The 16,941-nt window shown below is 57.1% G+C and carries 13 protein-coding genes; 7 read left to right on the plus strand and 6 right to left on the minus strand.

Annotation, left to right across the window (positions count from 1 at the left end; genetic code table 11):
* Nucleotides 1-194: 194 nt before the first annotated feature.
* The 4 genes from metA to aceK all read left to right on the plus strand — a co-directional run bounded on the left by metA (nucleotide 195) and on the right by aceK (nucleotide 6,146).
* Nucleotides 195-1,124 carry a homoserine O-succinyltransferase gene (gene metA / locus IM273_RS10115; RefSeq protein WP_045260974.1) on the plus strand — a complete coding sequence of 310 codons (930 nt, stop codon included), beginning with the start codon at nucleotides 195-197 and terminating at the stop codon, nucleotides 1,122-1,124.
* Between the two features lie 270 nt (nucleotides 1,125-1,394).
* Nucleotides 1,395-2,996: a malate synthase A gene (gene aceB, locus IM273_RS10120; RefSeq protein ID WP_193051873.1), complete on the plus strand. Its 1,602-nt coding sequence runs from the start codon at nucleotides 1,395-1,397 to the stop codon at nucleotides 2,994-2,996.
* Between the two features lie 31 nt (nucleotides 2,997-3,027).
* Nucleotides 3,028-4,332, plus strand: coding sequence for an isocitrate lyase (gene aceA / locus IM273_RS10125; RefSeq protein WP_028015114.1), 1,305 nt, complete (start codon nucleotides 3,028-3,030; stop codon nucleotides 4,330-4,332).
* 50 nt (nucleotides 4,333-4,382) lie between these two features.
* On the plus strand, nucleotides 4,383-6,146 hold the full coding sequence (aceK, locus tag IM273_RS10130) for a bifunctional isocitrate dehydrogenase kinase/phosphatase (RefSeq protein ID WP_193051874.1): 1,764 nt from the start codon (nucleotides 4,383-4,385) through the stop codon (nucleotides 6,144-6,146).
* Here aceK and iclR read toward each other — a convergent pair.
* Nucleotides 6,100-6,927, minus strand: coding sequence for a glyoxylate bypass operon transcriptional repressor IclR (iclR, locus tag IM273_RS10135; RefSeq protein WP_074148023.1), 828 nt, complete (start codon nucleotides 6,925-6,927; stop codon nucleotides 6,100-6,102). The genes aceK and iclR overlap by 47 nt on opposite strands.
* 193 nt (nucleotides 6,928-7,120) lie before the next feature.
* Between iclR and metH the strand changes: the two genes are divergently transcribed.
* Together metH and IM273_RS10145 are read left to right on the plus strand one after the other, a co-directional pair.
* Nucleotides 7,121-10,804 carry a methionine synthase gene (gene metH, locus IM273_RS10140; RefSeq protein WP_048957451.1) on the plus strand — a complete coding sequence of 1,228 codons (3,684 nt, stop codon included), beginning with the start codon at nucleotides 7,121-7,123 and terminating at the stop codon, nucleotides 10,802-10,804.
* Between the two features lie 113 nt (nucleotides 10,805-10,917).
* Nucleotides 10,918-12,549: a Na/Pi cotransporter family protein gene (locus IM273_RS10145; RefSeq protein WP_126327291.1), complete on the plus strand. Its 1,632-nt coding sequence runs from the start codon at nucleotides 10,918-10,920 to the stop codon at nucleotides 12,547-12,549.
* Here the strand turns inward: IM273_RS10145 and IM273_RS10150 are convergent.
* Entirely contained in the window at nucleotides 12,546-12,833 is a 288-nt protein-coding gene (locus tag IM273_RS10150) for an addiction module antidote protein (protein WP_021242718.1), read from the minus strand. The genes IM273_RS10145 and IM273_RS10150 overlap by 4 nt on opposite strands.
* A 6-nt stretch (nucleotides 12,834-12,839) precedes the next feature.
* The gene (locus IM273_RS10155) at nucleotides 12,840-13,142 is read right to left on the minus strand and encodes a type II toxin-antitoxin system RelE/ParE family toxin (protein ID WP_193051875.1); all 303 of its coding nucleotides are present in this window, start codon (nucleotides 13,140-13,142) and stop codon (nucleotides 12,840-12,842) included.
* A gap of 197 nt (nucleotides 13,143-13,339) precedes the next feature.
* On the opposite strand from IM273_RS10155, the gene rluF reads away from it, so the two are divergent.
* Nucleotides 13,340-14,212 (plus strand): 23S rRNA pseudouridine(2604) synthase RluF, encoded by an 873-nt coding sequence (gene rluF, locus IM273_RS10160; RefSeq protein WP_048957452.1) that lies wholly within the window; start codon nucleotides 13,340-13,342, stop codon nucleotides 14,210-14,212.
* Here the strand turns inward: rluF and IM273_RS10165 are convergent, their stop codons facing one another.
* The 3 genes from IM273_RS10165 to lysC form a co-directional block, all read right to left on the minus strand.
* A complete protein-coding gene (locus IM273_RS10165) occupies nucleotides 14,213-14,485 on the minus strand; it encodes a DUF3811 domain-containing protein (RefSeq protein ID WP_003860346.1) in 273 nt (90 codons plus the stop codon).
* Nucleotides 14,486-14,535: 50 nt separating this feature from the next.
* Complete coding sequence (gene panS / locus IM273_RS10170; RefSeq protein ID WP_193051876.1) at nucleotides 14,536-15,480, minus strand: ketopantoate/pantoate/pantothenate transporter PanS; 945 nt, start codon at nucleotides 15,478-15,480, stop codon at nucleotides 14,536-14,538.
* A 93-nt stretch (nucleotides 15,481-15,573) separates the two neighbouring features.
* Complete coding sequence (gene lysC / locus IM273_RS10175; RefSeq protein WP_041911575.1) at nucleotides 15,574-16,923, minus strand: lysine-sensitive aspartokinase 3; 1,350 nt, start codon at nucleotides 16,921-16,923, stop codon at nucleotides 15,574-15,576.
* Nucleotides 16,924-16,941: the final 18 nt, after the last annotated feature.

Here is a 16,941-nt window from a genome sequence, read left to right on the forward strand (position 1 = left end):
AGTAGGGAACTGCCAGGCATTAATCAAGAAGAACCCCGTACCGTAAGGTGCGGGGTTTTTTGCTTTTGTTTTTCTCCCTCTCCCTGAAACTTTCTCACCTTCGACTTGCAGGCTCGACATTCATACCATTTCTGGGTATCGTTAGCTGTCTGGATGTCTAAACGTTTATACGTATATTGTGAGGAAGTAAGGTTATGCCGATTCGGGTGCAGGACGAGCTACCAGCCGTCAATTTCTTACGTGAAGAGAACGTCTTCGTGATGACGGCTTCACGCGCGACAGGTCAGGAAATTCGCCCGCTGAAGGTTCTCATCCTCAACCTGATGCCGAAAAAGATTGAGACGGAGAATCAGTTTCTGCGTCTGCTGTCGAACTCCCCGCTGCAGGTCGATATTCAACTGCTGCGTATTGATGCCCGCGAGTCACGTAACACGCCCTCTGAGCATCTGAATAACTTCTACTGTAACTTCGAAGATATTCGGGGGGAAAACTTCGACGGACTGATTGTGACAGGCGCGCCGCTCGGTCTGGTTGAATTTAACGATGTTGCCTACTGGCCGCAGATCAAACAGGTGCTGGAGTGGGCAAAAGATCACGTCACGTCAACGCTGTTTGTCTGCTGGGCGGTACAGGCCGCACTCAACATTCTCTACGGTATTCCCAAGCAAACCCGCACTGAAAAGCTCTCCGGCGTATACGAACACCACATTCTTCATCCACACGCGCTGCTGACGCGTGGTTTTGATGACACCTTCCTGGCTCCGCATTCTCGCTACGCCGATTTTCCGGCCCAGCTGATTCGTGATTACACCGATCTGGAGATCCTGGCCGAAACGGAAGACGGGGATGCCTACCTGTTTGCCAGTAAAGACAAACGTATCGCGTTCGTTACCGGCCATCCTGAGTATGATCCCGATACTCTCGCATCAGAATATTTCCGTGATGTCGAAGCGGGTCTTAATCCGGATATCCCGTACAACTATTTCCCGAAAAACGATCCGCAAAACAAACCAGGAGCCACCTGGCGCAGCCACGGAAATCTGCTGTTCACTAACTGGCTCAACTATTACGTCTACCAGATTACGCCGTACGATCTTCGCCACATGAATCCGACGCTGGAGTAATCGTCTGCATTAAACGATCCTAAAGCGTTTCAGCTATTCAGATTAGGCACCTTCGGGTGCCTTTTTTATTTCCGAAATCCCGTTCAACATGCCAGGAAACTTTAACTCTATATTAATCATCATGTTGTGCTGTAATTAAAATTAAAATGGAAATTGTTTTTGATTTTGGAAAAATTATAGATAGTCTTAATTCTGCTGAGCGAAAACTACACAACGATCTTTCGTTCGCATTGGGGGCGTGATTTTGGATCTTTGATGAGGAGCAGAACGATGACTCAACAGGCAACCACGGTCGATGAATTGACCTTTACCCAGCCGAATGGTGAGCAAGAACAGCAGGTTTTGACGGCCGAAGCGGTAGAGTTTCTGACTGAGCTGGTGACCCGCTTTACGCCGCAGCGCAATAAGCTGCTGGCGGCACGGATTCACCAACAGCAGGAAATCGATAACGGCAAGTTGCCAGGATTTATTTCGGAAACTGCTTCCATTCGTCGTGGTGAGTGGAAAATCCGCGGCATTCCTGAAGATTTACAGGATCGTCGCGTTGAGATCACTGGTCCGGTAGAGCGCAAAATGGTGATCAACGCCATGAACGCTAACGTTAAAGTCTTTATGGCCGATTTTGAAGACTCGCTGGCCCCGGACTGGAACAAAGTTATCGACGGGCAGATCAACCTGCGCGATGCCGTCAACGGCACCATCAGCTACACCAACGAAGCCGGGAAAATCTACCAGCTCAAACCGAATCCGGCGGTGCTGATCTGTCGCGTACGAGGTCTGCACCTGCCTGAAAAACATGTCACATGGCGTGGAGAAGCCATTCCGGGCAGCCTGTTTGATTTCGCTCTCTATTTCTTCCATAACTACAAAAACCTGCTGGCAAAAGGTAGCGGTCCCTATTTCTATCTGCCAAAAACGCAGGCCTGGCAGGAAGCCGCCTGGTGGAGCGAAGTATTTAGCTACGCGGAAGATCGCTTCAACCTGCTGCGCGGCACGATCAAGGCCACGCTGCTGATTGAAACGCTGCCCGCCGTGTTCCAGATGAATGAAATTCTGCATGCCCTGCGCGACCACATTGTCGGCCTGAACTGCGGACGCTGGGACTATATTTTCAGCTACATCAAAACCCTGAAAAACTATCCCGATCGCGTACTGCCGGACCGCCAGGTCGTGACCATGGATAAACCCTTCCTGAGTGCCTACTCGCGTCTGCTGATTAAAACCTGCCACAAGCGGGGTGCCTTTGCGATGGGCGGCATGGCGGCCTTTATTCCGAGCAAAGACGCGGAGCGCAATAATCAGGTGCTCAACAAGGTGAAAGCCGATAAAGAGCTGGAAGCCCGTAACGGTCACGACGGCACGTGGATTGCCCATCCGGGCCTGGCCGATACGGCGATGGAGGTCTTCAATCGCGTACTCGGCGATAACAAAAATCAGCTGTTTGTCACGCGCGAAGAAGATGCCCCAACGGCTGAAGAACAGCTGCTGGCACCGTGCGCGGGCGAGCGAACGGAAGAGGGGATGCGTGCCAATATTCGCGTCGCGGTCCAGTACATCGAAGCGTGGATCTCCGGCAACGGCTGCGTGCCTATCTACGGCCTGATGGAAGATGCTGCCACGGCGGAAATTTCGCGCACCTCTATCTGGCAGTGGATCCACCATCAAAAAACGCTCAGCAACGGCAAGCCGGTCACCAAAGCCCTGTTCCGTCAGATGCTGGCCGAAGAGATGCGGGTCATCCAGGACGAGCTGGGCGAACACCGCTTCAGCAGCGGACGTTTTGACGACGCAGCGCGCCTGATGGAGCAAATCACCACATCAGATGACTTAATCGACTTCCTGACCCTGCCGGGCTACCGCTTCCTGGCGTAACTCACCACATAACAATATGGAGCATCTGCACATGAAAACCCGTACCCAACAAATCGAAGAATTAAAGAAAGAGTGGACTCAACCGCGCTGGGAAGGCATCCGCCGTCCTTACAGCGCGGAGGACGTGGTGAAATTACGCGGCTCGGTCAACCCGGAATGCACGCTGGCACAGAACGGTGCGGCGAAAATGTGGAAGCTGCTGCACGGTGGCTCCAAAAAGGGTTATATCAACAGCCTCGGTGCGCTGACCGGCGGTCAGGCATTGCAGCAGGCGAAGGCCGGCATAGAAGCCATTTACCTTTCCGGCTGGCAGGTCGCGGCGGACGCTAACCTGGCCTCCAGCATGTATCCGGATCAATCTCTTTATCCAGCCAACTCGGTACCGTCGGTGGTGGATCGGATCAACAATACCTTCCGCCGCGCGGATCAGATCCAGTGGGCCGCAGGCATTGAGCCCAACGATCCGCGTTTTATTGATTACTTCCTGCCGATCGTGGCGGATGCGGAAGCGGGCTTCGGCGGCGTGCTGAACGCCTTCGAACTGATGAAATCGATGATTGAGGCCGGTGCAGCGGCCGTTCACTTCGAAGACCAGCTGGCGTCGGTGAAGAAGTGCGGGCATATGGGCGGAAAAGTTCTCGTCCCGACCCAGGAAGCGATTCAGAAGCTGGTTGCCGCGCGTCTCGCTGCTGACGTGCTCGGCGTGCCGACGCTGGTGATTGCCCGTACCGATGCGGATGCGGCGGACCTGATTACCTCTGACTGCGATCCGTACGATAGCGAATTTATTACCGGCGAGCGCACCAGCGAGGGGTTCTATCGCACGCATGCCGGTATCGAACAGGCCATCAGCCGCGGTTTGGCATATGCCCCTTACGCCGACCTGGTCTGGTGTGAAACGTCCACGCCGGATCTGGCGCTGGCGAAGCGCTTTGCCGATGCGATTCATGCGAAATACCCGGGCAAACTGCTGGCCTACAACTGTTCGCCGTCCTTCAACTGGCAGAAAAAGCTGGATGATAAAACCATCGCCAGCTTCCAGCAGCAGCTGTCGGATATGGGCTACAAGTACCAGTTCATCACCCTGGCAGGCATCCACAGCATGTGGTTCAACATGTTCGACCTGGCGCACGCTTACGCGCAGGGGGAGGGCATGAAGCACTACGTTGAGAAGGTGCAGCAGCCGGAGTTTGCCGCTGGTAAAGACGGCTATACCTTTGTTTCTCACCAGCAGGAAGTGGGGACGGGCTACTTTGATAACGTGACGACCATCATCCAGGGAGGTGCCTCATCCGTTACCGCCTTAACGGGGTCAACCGAAGAAGCACAGTTCTAAACTTTTCCCCCTCTCCCCTCCGGGGAGAGGGGCGGGGTGAGGGGGAATATATGTCGCGTGGCCTGGAATTGCTGATTGCCCAAACCATTCTGCAGGGCTTTGATGCCCAGTATGGTCGTTTTCTGGAAGTGACCTCCGGCGCGCAGCAGCGCTTCGAACATGCAGACTGGCATGCGGTTCAGCAGGCCATGAAGCAGCGTATTCATCTCTATGACCACCATGTGGGTCTGGTGGTGGAGCAGCTGCGCTGTATTACCGACGGTAAAAGCCCGGACGCGGCATTTTTACTGCGCGTGAAAGAGCATTACACCCATCTGTTACCCGACTACCCTCGCTTCGAGATTGCGGAGAGCTTTTTCAACTCCGTCTATTGCCGGTTATTTGACCACCGCTCATTATCTCCTGAGCGGTTATTTATCTTCAGCTCCCAGCCTGAGCGCCGCTTCCGTACCATTCCGCGTCCGCTGGCGAAAGATTTCTTTCCCGATCGCGGGTGGGAAAAGCTCCTGCATCGCATCTTAACGGATTTGCCGCTGCGCCTGCCGTGGGAGAACAAGCTCCGGGATATCGGCTATATCCATGCGCATCTTCGTGAAACCCACGGCGAGGAGGTGCTCAGCCGCAGCCATGTGCAGGTGGCCAACGAGCTGTTCTACCGGAATAAGGCCGCCTGGCTGGTGGGCAAACTGGTTACGCCGACGGCCATTGTGCCGTTTCTGTTACCGATCCATCGTACCGACGATGGGGAACTGTTTGTTGATACCTGCCTGACCACCAGCGCCGAGGCCAGCATCGTGTTTGGCTTCGCCCGCTCCTATTTCATGGTGTACGCCCCGCTGCCTGCCGCCCTGGTGGAGTGGCTGCGCGAGATCCTGCCGGGCAAAACCACCGCCGAGCTGTATATGGCGATTGGCTGTCAGAAGCATGCCAAAACGGAAAGTTATCGGGAGTATCTGCGCTATGTCACCGCGGCGGATGAGCAGTTTATCGAAGCGCCAGGTATCCGCGGCATGGTGATGCTGGTCTTCACGCTGCCGGGCTTCGACCGGGTCTTTAAGGTGATAAAAGACAGATTCGCCCCACAGAAAGAGATGACCGCAGCCCACGTTCGCGCCTGCTATCAGTTGGTAAAAGAGCACGATCGCGTCGGTCGAATGGCCGATACCCAGGAGTTTGAAAACTTTGTGCTGGATAAGCAGCAGATCGATCCGGCGCTTATGTCGCTGTTAATGCAGGAAGCGCCGACGAAAATCACCGATCTGGGCGATAAAATAGCGATTAGCCATCTCTATATTGAGCGCCGTATGGTGCCGCTCAATATCTGGCTGGAACAGTCAGAGGGCCAGGCATTACGTGATGCCATCGAAGAGTACGGCAACGCTATCCGCCAGCTCGCCGCCGCCAATATCTTCCCTGGCGATATGCTGTTTAAAAACTTCGGCGTCACCCGGCACGGGCGGGTGGTGTTCTACGATTACGATGAAATTTGCTACATGACCGAGGTGAACTTTCGCGATATCCCGCCGCCCCGTTACCCGGAGGATGAGCTCTCCAGCGAGCCGTGGTACAGCGTTTCGCCGGGCGATGTGTTTCCCGAGGAGTTTCGCCACTGGCTGTGTGCGGACCCACGCATCGGGCCGTTATTTGAAGAAATGCATGAAGATCTGTTCCACGCCAGCTACTGGCGCGGGCTACAAACGCGGATCAAAAATGGGCACGTGGAGGATGTGTACGCTTACCGCCGCAAGCAGCGGTTTTGTGTGCGGTTTAACGAATCCCACCGTACGCCAGCGTCACCTCTTTCGCGGCCTTAATCACCAGCGCGCCCAGCTCGGTCACCCGGTCGTCGGTCATACGTGAGATGGGGCCAGAGATGGAGATCGCAGCAAACGGCTCGCGATGTTCGTCGAAAATACAGGCCGCGAGGCAGCGCAGCCCAAGGGCATGTTCTTCGTCATCAAACGAATAGCCGCGCTTGCGGGTCAACGCCAGATCTTCTTTCAGATGCACCGGCGACACCAGCGTGGCGTGGGTGTAGGCGTGCAGCCCTTTACGGTGCAGCAGCCCCGTCACCTGCTCTTCGCTGAGCTGCGAGAGAAACGCTTTCCCCGCCCCGGAGGCGTGCATCGGCAGCTTGCCGCCAATCGGCGCGGACATGCGCATCAGCTGCGTGCACTGCACCTGGTCGATGATAATCGCCTGGTGGTCGCTCTGGTCCAGCACCGCGAGGTTGACGGTTTCGCCGGACTCCTCCATCAGCTTGCGCAGAATCGGATGCACAATCGCCAGCAGGTTACGGCTCTGAAGGAAGCTGCTGCCCACGATAAACGCATGCGCGCCCACCGCCCAGTGCCCCAGCTCGCCGACCTGGCGGACAAAACCCAACTGCTGCATGGTGGTCAGCAGGCGGTGCGTGGTGGAGTTCGGCAGACCAGCCTGCTGGGCCAGCTCCGTCAGGGCCACGCTGCCGTGCGACTCGGCTATCCACTCCAGCAGCTTCAGACCGCGCGTCAGGGATTGAACCTGTCCGCCGGGTTGTGCAGCGGCGGTGGCGGCAGGTTTTCTGCCGCGTTTGGCGGGAACGGTCGCGACCATGACGATCTCCTTTTTCTGTATCGTGGAAATCATTTTCGTTTTATTTGGTGAATTTGCAACCGCTTTCCTGACTGATCGGAGGAGTGATGGTGAACATGTCTCATGTTACCGCGGCGTGACTTTTCCACCCTGCGAGATTGTGCCAGTATGGAACGCAGCCTTTTGGCCTTGTTGAGCGTTGTCGGGAGCAAGTGTGAGCAGCAAAGTAGAGCAACTGCGTGCGCAGTTAAATGAACGAATTCTGGTGCTGGACGGCGGCATGGGCACCATGATCCAGAGCTATCGTCTGAGCGAAGACGATTTCCGCGGCGAGCGCTTCGCCGACTGGCCCTGCGACCTGAAAGGAAACAACGACCTGCTGGTGCTCAGCAAGCCGTCCGTGATTAAGGATATCCACAATGCCTACTTTGAAGCGGGTGCGGATATCGTTGAAACTAACACCTTCAACTCGACAACCATCGCCATGGCGGATTACCAGATGGAATCCCTGTCGGCGGAGATCAACTATGAGGCGGCCAGGCTCGCCCGCGCCTGTGCCGACGAGTGGACGGCCCGCACGCCGGACAAGCCGCGCTACGTTGCCGGGGTGCTTGGCCCGACCAACCGCACCGCGTCGATTTCACCGGACGTCAACGACCCGGCGTTTCGTAATATCACCTTTGACCAGCTGGTTACGGCGTATCGTGAATCGACCAAAGCGCTGGTGGAAGGTGGCTCCGACCTGATCCTGATTGAAACGGTGTTCGATACCCTCAACGCCAAAGCCGCGATATACGCGGTGAAAGAGGAGTTTGAGGCGCTGGGCGTTGACCTGCCGATCATGATCTCCGGCACCATCACCGACGCCTCCGGCCGCACCCTGTCCGGCCAGACAACCGAAGCGTTTTATAACTCCCTGCGCCACGCCGACGCGCTCTCCTTCGGCCTGAACTGCGCGCTGGGACCAGACGAACTGCGCCAGTACGTGCAGGAGCTTTCGCGCATCGCCGAATGCTACGTTACCGCGCATCCGAACGCCGGTCTGCCGAACGCGTTTGGCGAGTACGATCTGGATGCTGACACCATGGCGGCGCAAATCCGCGAGTGGGCCGAGTCAGGTTTCCTGAACATCGTCGGCGGCTGCTGCGGCACCACGCCGGAGCACATCGCCGCCATGAGCCGCGCCGTGGACGGGCTGCCGCCGCGCAAGCTGCCCGAGCTGCCGGTTGCCTGTCGCCTTTCCGGCCTGGAGCCGTTGACCATCGGCGACGACAGCCTGTTTGTGAACGTGGGTGAACGTACCAACGTTACTGGTTCCGCTAAATTCAAGCGCCTGATCAAAGAAGAGAAGTACAGCGAAGCGCTGGACGTCGCCCGCCAGCAGGTGGAAAGCGGGGCGCAGATTATCGATATCAACATGGACGAGGGGATGCTTGACGCCGAAGCGGCGATGGTGCGTTTCCTCAACCTGATTGCCGGTGAGCCGGATATCGCCCGCGTGCCGATCATGATTGACTCCTCCAAGTGGGAGGTCATCGAAAAAGGGCTGAAGTGCATTCAGGGCAAAGGCATCGTTAACTCCATCTCGATGAAAGAGGGCGTGGATATCTTTATCCACCACGCGAAGATGGTGCGCCGCTACGGTGCGGCCGTGGTGGTGATGGCCTTCGATGAGGTGGGCCAGGCCGACACCCGCGAGCGCAAAATTGAGATATGCCGCCGCGCGTACAAAATTCTGACCGAAGAGGTGGGCTTCCCGCCGGAAGACATTATTTTCGACCCGAACATCTTTGCCGTCGCGACCGGCATCGAAGAGCACAACAACTACGCCCAGGACTTTATCGGCGCGTGTGAAGACATCAAGCGCGAGCTGCCGCATGCGCTGATCTCCGGCGGCGTGTCGAACGTCTCGTTCTCGTTCCGCGGCAACGACCCGGTGCGTGAAGCGATCCACGCCGTGTTCCTCTACTACGCCATCCGCAATGGGATGGACATGGGCATCGTCAACGCCGGACAGCTGGCGATTTACGACGATCTGCCTGCCGAACTGCGCGATGCCGTAGAGGACGTGATCCTCAACCGTCGCGACGACGCCACCGAGCGCATGCTCGACCTGGCGGAAAAATACCGCGGCAGTAAATCGGATGAATCGGCCAATGTTCAGCAGGCCGAGTGGCGTTCCTGGGACGTGAAAAAGCGTCTGGAATACTCGCTGGTGAAAGGGATTACCGAGTTCATTGAGCAGGACACCGAGGAGGCGCGTCAGCAGGCAGCTCGCCCGATTGAGGTGATCGAAGGGCCGCTGATGGACGGCATGAACGTGGTTGGCGATCTGTTCGGCGAGGGCAAGATGTTCCTGCCGCAGGTGGTGAAATCCGCTCGCGTCATGAAGCAGGCAGTGGCTTATCTTGAACCCTTCATCGAAGCCAGCAAAGAGAAGGGCTCCAGCAACGGTAAAATGGTTATCGCCACCGTGAAGGGCGACGTGCACGACATCGGCAAAAACATTGTTGGCGTGGTGTTGCAGTGTAATAACTACGAAATTATCGACCTTGGCGTGATGGTTCCGGCGGATAAAATCCTCAAGACCGCGCGCGAAGTGAACGCCGATCTGATTGGCCTCTCCGGCCTGATTACGCCGTCGCTCGACGAAATGGTCAACGTGGCAAAAGAGATGGAGCGTCAGGGCTTCACCATTCCGCTGCTGATTGGCGGGGCGACCACCTCGAAAGCGCACACGGCAGTGAAGATCGAGCAGAACTACAGCGGACCGACGGTTTACGTGCAGAACGCCTCGCGCACGGTGGGCGTGGTTTCCGCACTGCTCTCCGAGACTCAGCGCGACGATTTTGTGGCGCGCACTCGCCAGGAGTACGAAACCGTTCGCGTGCAGCACGGGCGCAAAAAACCGCGCACGCCGCCGGTGACGCTCGCCGCCGCACGCGATAACGACCTGGCCTTTGACTGGGCAAGCTATACGCCGCCGGTCGCGCATCGTCTGGGCGTGCAGGACGTGACGGCCAGCATCGAGACGCTGCGCAACTACATTGACTGGACGCCGTTCTTTATGACCTGGTCGCTGGCGGGCAAATATCCGCGCATCCTCGAAGATGAAGTCGTAGGCGAAGAGGCGAAGCGTCTGTTTAAAGACGCCAACGATATGCTGGACACGCTGAGCGCAGAGAAAACCCTCAACCCGCGCGGCGTGGTGGGGCTGTTCCCGGCGAACCGCGTGGGTGACGACGTGGAAATCTACCGCGATGAAACCCGTACCCACGTGCTGGCCGTGAGCCATCACCTGCGGCAGCAAACCGAAAAAGTGGGCTTTGCCAACTACTGCCTGGCGGATTTCGTTGCGCCGAAGCTGAGCGGGAAAGCTGACTATATCGGCGCCTTTGCGGTAACCGGCGGTCTGGAAGAAGACGCCCTGGCAGACGCGTTTGAAGCGCAACACGATGATTACAATAAGATCATGGTGAAAGCGATTGCCGACCGCCTGGCGGAAGCCTTTGCTGAATACCTGCACGAACGCGTACGTAAGGTGTACTGGGGTTACGCGGCGAATGAGAACCTCAGCAACGAGGAGCTGATCCGCGAAAACTACCAGGGGATTCGTCCGGCGCCGGGCTATCCGGCCTGTCCGGAACACACCGAAAAAGGCACTATCTGGAAACTTCTGGACGTAGAAGCGCATACCGGCATGAAGCTCACCGAGTCGTTCGCCATGTGGCCGGGCGCGTCCGTGTCGGGCTGGTACTTCAGTCATCCGGACAGCAAGTACTTCGCCGTGGCGCAGCTGCAGCGCGATCAGATCGAAGATTACGCCCTGCGCAAAGGCATGAGCGTGTCAGAAGTAGAGCGCTGGCTGGCGCCGAATTTAGGCTACGACGCGGACTAACGTCACTTTTCCTTACAACAAACAGGGCACCTCAACGGTGCCCTGTCTCTTTCTTACGTTTAAACCCTTATACTTAATCATAAAATCTATAACGATAAGGAGAACCCACTTCCGTGCTGACGTTGTTACATCTGCTTTCGGCAGTCGCACTGCTCGTATGGGGCACCCATATTGTCCGCACCGGCGTGATGCGCGTGTTCGGCGCGCGCTTACGTACCGTCCTCAGCGGCAGCGTTGAGAAGAAGCCGCTCGCCTTCTGCGCGGGGATTGGCGTCACGGCGCTGGTGCAAAGCAGCAATGCCACCACCATGCTCGTCACCTCGTTCGTGGCGCAGGATCTGGTCGCGCTCGCCCCGGCGCTGGTGATCGTGCTGGGTGCTGACGTCGGTACCGCGCTGATGGCGCGTATCCTGACGTTCGATCTCTCCTGGCTGTCGCCGCTGCTGATTTTCATCGGTGTGATCTTTTTCCTTGGCCGCAAACAAACGCGTGCCGGGCAGCTTGGCCGCGTGGGCATTGGCCTCGGGCTGATTCTGCTGGCGCTGGAACTGATTGTGCAGGCGGTGACGCCTATCACCCAGGCGAACGGCGTGCAGGTCATCTTCGCCTCGCTGACCGGTGACATCATGCTGGATGCGCTGATCGGGGCAGTGTTTGCCATCATCAGTTACTCCAGCCTGGCCGCCGTGCTGCTGACGGCCACGCTCACCGCCGCGGGCGCGATCTCCTTCCCGGTGGCGCTGTGTCTGGTGATCGGCGCTAACCTCGGCTCTGGCCTGCTGGCGATGCTTAACAACAGCGCGGCCAATGCTGCCGCCCGCCGCGTGGCGCTGGGGAGTTTGCTGTTTAAGCTGGTGGGCAGCCTGATTATTCTGCCGTTTGTCCATCCGCTGGCAAACCTGATGGACAACCTCCCGCTGCCGAAAGCGGAGCTGGTGATCTACTTCCACGTCTTCTATAACCTGGTGCGCTGCCTGGCGATGGTGCCGTTTGCCGCGCCGATGGCCCGCTTCTGCGAGCGTCTTATCCGTGATGAACCGGAGCTGGACGCGCGCCTTAAACCGAAGCACCTGGATACCTCTGCGCTGGACACTCCGGCGCTGGCGTTGGCGAATGCCGCGCGCGAGACGCTGCGCATGGGCGACGCCATGGAAACCATGCTCGAAGGGCTGCAGAAGGTGATGCACGGCGAGCCGCGAGAGGAGAAGGAGCTGCGCAGACTGGCGGACGATATCAACGTGCTTTATACCGCCATTAAGCTCTACCTGGCGCGCATGCCGCAGGACGAGCTGGCGGAGGAGGAGTCCCGCCGTTGGGCGGAAATCATTGAGATGTCGCTCAACCTTGAGCAGGCCTCCGATATCGTTGAGCGCATGGGCAGTGAGATTGCCGATAAGTCGCTGGCCGCGCGTCGGGCGTTCTCCGTTGAAGGACTGAAGGAGCTGGAAGCGCTGCACGAGCAGCTGGTCAGCAACCTCAAACTGGCGATGCTGGTCTTCTTCTCCAGCGACGTGCCAAGCGCGCGCCGCCTGCGCCGCAACAAGCATCGCTTCCGCATTCTTAACCGCCGCTACTCGCACGCCCACGTTGAACGTCTGCACCAGCAGAACGTGCAAAGTATCGAGACCAGCTCCCTGCACCTGGGGCTGCTGGGGGATATGAAGCGTCTTAACTCGCTGTTCTGCGCAGTGGCGTATAGCGTGATGGAACAGCCGGATGAAGATGACGAGCGGGATGAGTATTAATCCCCGGCGTGTTTGAGTGTTAGCCCAAAGCCCAATGCTTTCATGACCGCGAGCGTGGTTTTGAGCGTTGGGTTTCCTTTATCACTGAAGGACCGATAAAGCTGCTCACGTGATAAGCCAGTTTGCTGTGAAATGTTCGACATTCCTTTGGCTCGCGCTACAACCCCAAGGGCTTTAGCGATATACGTCGAGTCGCCTGTTTCTAGTGCATCAGCGATAAACACGGCGATTTCCTCGTCATCCACCAGCGCGTTGGCGGGATCGTAAGGTGTTAATTTATGCATGCTCATTCACTCCTGCCATTGGGATACATTGTTCAGCATTTTTGCTGTCAGTATGTCTCTGTCCTGGCTGCTTTTGTCACCACCACATAACAGCACGATGATGCAATTGCCCTGGTCTTTAAAATAGATTCTGTAGCCCGGACCAATGTGGATCCTTAGCTCACTTATACCTTCTCCCACGGGTTTAACGTCACCCGCTAAGCCATTTGCCAACCGAAAGAGGCGGGAAGCGATAATGGTCTTCGCTCGTCGATCTTTTAAGTTTTGCTCCCAGCGTCGGAAGGATTCTGTCTGAACAATCTCCTTCATATTACTCCCTGTGATTTATAAACTACAAACATTTCTACATGGAGAGTAAAACTAAAAGGCTTGAACACATGGGTAAATGACAGGACGTAAAATCCTGAAAGCGTCTCGCAAACTTAAAAACCCGTCTCAGTTACCGTCGGCTAATCTTTTTTTCCAGTCCATACCTAAGGTATATTTCGCCCTTCACAGGAGAAACTATGCTGCCAACTCAATCAACCCGATTAAACAAATACATTAGCGAGAGCGGGATCTGCTCACGTCGCGAGGCGGACCGTTACATTGAACAAGGTAATGTGTTCCTCAACGGCAAACGCGCCACGATTGGTGACCAGGTGATGCCTGGCGACGTGGTTAAAGTGAATGGCCAGCTCATCGAACCGCGTGATGCTGAAGACCTGGTGTTTATCGCGTTGAACAAACCGGTTGGGATTGTCAGCACCACGGAAGACGGCGAGCGGGACAACATCGTTGATTTCGTGAACCACAGCAGCCGTATCTTCCCGATTGGCCGTCTGGATAAAGACTCTCAGGGTCTGATTTTCCTCACCAACCACGGCGACCTGGTCAACAAGATCCTGCGTGCCGGTAACGACCACGAGAAAGAGTACATCGTGACGGTGAACAAGCCGGTGACGGACGAATTTATCCGCGGCATGGGCGCAGGCGTGCCGATTCTGGGCACCGTGACGAAGAAGTGCAAGGTCAAAAAAGAAGCGCCGTTTGCCTTCCGCATTACCCTGGTGCAGGGCCTGAACCGCCAGATCCGCCGCATGTGCGAGTATTTTGGTTATGAAGTGACGAAGCTGGAACGTACGCGCATCATGAACGTCAGCCTGTCCGGGATCCCGCTGGGCGAGTGGCGTGACTTAACCGATGACGAGCTGATCGAGCTGTTCAAGCTTATCGAAAACTCCTCGTCCGAAGCGAAGCCGAAAGCTAAAGCGAAACCGAAAACGCAGGCGATTAAGCGTCCGGTGGTTAAGGCACCGCAGGCGGAAGAGAAAGGGCGGGGCAAGCCGGGTAACGGAAAACGCTTTACCCAGCCGGGGCGCAAAAAGAAAGGGCGCTGATTAGCGCCTTCCACGGGTTGATGTATTGGCGGACCAGGAAAAGGTCGCCTCTGCATCCGGCTTATAAGCCTGCTCTTTTTTCAGCTTGCGGGCTTTTTTCGCCGCAGCCTCACGTTGCGCCATCAGCTTGTCGATATACTCTTTTTTAACCTGATTGGTTTCGGCGTTCGTCAGTGTGCGGCCATGGGCGATGCGGGCGCGGTCGAGAAGCGTTTTAAGTTCACGCTGCTCGGCTTCCGTCATGTCTTTCTGGGTCAATCGTGGTGTAGCCATTGCTGAAGCCTCCTGATGGGGAGGCTTCAGTGTAAAGCAAGCCGCGTCAATTAACCCTGCTTCAGCGCATCTTTTTTCGGTTGTTCATCAATCGGTTTACCGGACCAGTAGCCCGCCAGCAGCGAACCGGACAGGTTGTGCCAGACGGAGAACAGCGCGCCCGGGAGGGCCGCCAGCGGTGAGAAGTAAATTTTACCCAGCGCCGCCGCCAGGCCGGAGTTCTGCATCCCTACCTCGATTGCCAGCGTGCGGCAGGTGGACTCGTCAAAGCCAAACAGCTTCCCGCCCCAGTAGCCGCCCAGCAGGCCAATGGTGTTATGCAGCACCACCGCGACGATCACCACAAAGCCCACGGAGGCAATGTGCGACGCGGAACCAGCCACCACGGCGCTGATGATCGCCAGAATGCAGACCATCGAAAACGCGGGCAGGTACGGCTCAACCGCTTTCACCAAGCGTGGGAAAAGATGGTGAATGACCAGCCCCAGCGCAATCGGGATCACCACAATCTGCAGAATGCTGAGTAGCATGCCCATCACGTCCACCTGAATATGTGCGTCCACGTACAGGCGGGTTAACAGCGGTGTGGCAATCACGCCAACCAGCGTGGATACCGAAGAGATGGTCACGGAGAGCGCCACGTCACCTTTCGCGAGATAGATCATCACGTTAGATGCCGTACCGCTGGCGACGCTGCCCACCAGCACCATCCCGGCGGAGAGATCGGGCGGCATCTTAAAGGCCATCGCCAGCAGCCAGGCCGCGAGCGGCATCACCAGGTAGTGCAAAAATATTCCTGCCGCGACGGGCGCCGGGCGCGACAGCACGCGTTTAAAATCGTCGATTTTCAGGTGCACGCCCATGCCGAACATGATCAGCATCAGCAGCGTGGTGACCCACGGACCGATCCCGGTGAACGTGGTGGGGGTGTAATACGCGAGTACGGAGAGCAGCAGCGCCCATAACGGGAACAGCCGCGTGATGGCGGATAACATAATGGATTCCTTGCAGTATTGTCGTGTTGTTTAGTTATGAAAAAGCCGGGTCTGTGCCCGGCTTATAGGTATTGTTTATCGTGCTAACGAATTTTATTCAAACAAATTCTGATGAAGTTTCTGCACCACCTGCTCGGCCTGATCGGCAGGGACCAGGAAGCAAAGGTTATAGCTGGAGGCACCGTAGCAGATCATGCGGATGTTGAACGGGTCAAGCACGCCGAACACCTCTTTGCCCACGCCGCAGGCGCGAGACAGCTTGTTACCGATGATGGCCACCAGCGCCAGGTCTTCTTCGACCTCCACGCGGCACAGCTCAGACAGCTCAATCAGCAGCGACTGCGTCAGCAGGGTGTCGCCGGTGGAGGTAGAGCCGGTGGTGTCCAGCGTCAGCGCAATGCTCACTTCGGAGGTGGTAATCAAATCTACAGAGATGTTATGGCGCGCGAGGATGCCAAACACTTCCGCCAGGAAGCCGCGGGAGTGCAGCATATTGTGGCTGTGCAGCGTGACCAGCGTCTGGCGGCGGCGCAGGGCCAGCGCGCGGAACAGCGGCGGGTTCTCGGTTTTCTTGCAGACCAGCGTCCCGCCCGCTTTTGGATCTTTACTGGAGCCAACGAAGACCGGAATATCGCTGCGCACGGCAGGCAGCAGCGTTGCCGGATGCAGCACTTTTGCACCGAAGGTGGCCATTTCCGCCGCTTCTTCAAAGGCAATCACATCAATACGTTTTGCCGCGGAAACGACGCGCGGATCGGTGGTGTAAATACCCGGCACATCCGTCCAGATATCCACGCGCGTTGCGTGCAGGGCCTCGCCCAGCAGCGCGGCGGTGTAATCGCTGCCGCCACGGCCAAGCGTGGTCGTGCGTCCTTTCGCTTCGCTGCCGATAAAGCCCTGGGTGATCACCATACCTTCTGCCAGGCGCGGCGCCAGCTGCTGGTTGGTGAGCTCGGCCAGCATCTCAACGTCCGGTTCGGCGCGCCCAAAACGATCGCTGGTGCGCATCACTTTACGCACGTCAAACCACTGCGCCTGAACGTTACGCTCGCGCATAATTTCAACGAACAGCAGGGTAGACATCAATTCACCGTGGCTGACCAGTTCATCGGTCAGGGCGGTAGAGGTGGCCAGGGACGCCGCTTCTGCCAGGGTGGTGATATTTTCCAGCAGGCGCTCCACTTCTTCGCGGATCACGTTCGGGTTTTGCAGACGTTCAAGAATGTCGAACTGAATTTTGCGCAGTGCATCCAGCTTCACGAAACGTTCTGTCGCTTCCAGTCCTTCAGACAGAGAAACCAGCAGGTTCGTCACGCCGGCGGATGCAGAGAGCACCACCAGTCGGGTATTCGGATCGGCCAGCACCACATCGGCGCTGCGGTTCATGGCATCGTAATCGGCCACACTGGTGCCGCCAAACTTGGCGACCACAAAACTCGTCATAACAACCTCGTGTCAGGG

The organism is Enterobacter cloacae complex sp. P13B, from assembly GCF_014895915.1.
Classification (GTDB): Bacteria; Pseudomonadota; Gammaproteobacteria; order Enterobacterales; family Enterobacteriaceae; genus Enterobacter; species Enterobacter bugandensis.

What these genes read in the sequence shown, in the direction of transcription:
- lysC (WP_041911575.1), bottom strand. Translation starts at nt 16,923, where the DNA reads ATGACGAGTTTTGTGGTCGCCAAGTTTGGCGGCACCAGTGTGGCCGAT.
- iclR (WP_074148023.1), bottom strand. Translation starts at nt 6,927, where the DNA reads ATGGTCGCGACCGTTCCCGCCAAACGCGGCAGAAAACCTGCCGCCACC.
- aceB (WP_193051873.1), top strand. Translation starts at nt 1,395, where the DNA reads ATGACTCAACAGGCAACCACGGTCGATGAATTGACCTTTACCCAGCCG.
- rluF (WP_048957452.1), top strand. Translation starts at nt 13,340, where the DNA reads ATGCTGCCAACTCAATCAACCCGATTAAACAAATACATTAGCGAGAGC.
- IM273_RS10150 (WP_021242718.1), bottom strand. Translation starts at nt 12,833, where the DNA reads ATGCATAAATTAACACCTTACGATCCCGCCAACGCGCTGGTGGATGAC.
- panS (WP_193051876.1), bottom strand. Translation starts at nt 15,480, where the DNA reads ATGTTATCCGCCATCACGCGGCTGTTCCCGTTATGGGCGCTGCTGCTC.
- IM273_RS10165 (WP_003860346.1), bottom strand. Translation starts at nt 14,485, where the DNA reads ATGGCTACACCACGATTGACCCAGAAAGACATGACGGAAGCCGAGCAG.
- aceA (WP_028015114.1), top strand. Translation starts at nt 3,028, where the DNA reads ATGAAAACCCGTACCCAACAAATCGAAGAATTAAAGAAAGAGTGGACT.
- metA (WP_045260974.1), top strand. Translation starts at nt 195, where the DNA reads ATGCCGATTCGGGTGCAGGACGAGCTACCAGCCGTCAATTTCTTACGT.
- aceK (WP_193051874.1), top strand. Translation starts at nt 4,383, where the DNA reads ATGTCGCGTGGCCTGGAATTGCTGATTGCCCAAACCATTCTGCAGGGC.
- IM273_RS10155 (WP_193051875.1), bottom strand. Translation starts at nt 13,142, where the DNA reads ATGAAGGAGATTGTTCAGACAGAATCCTTCCGACGCTGGGAGCAAAAC.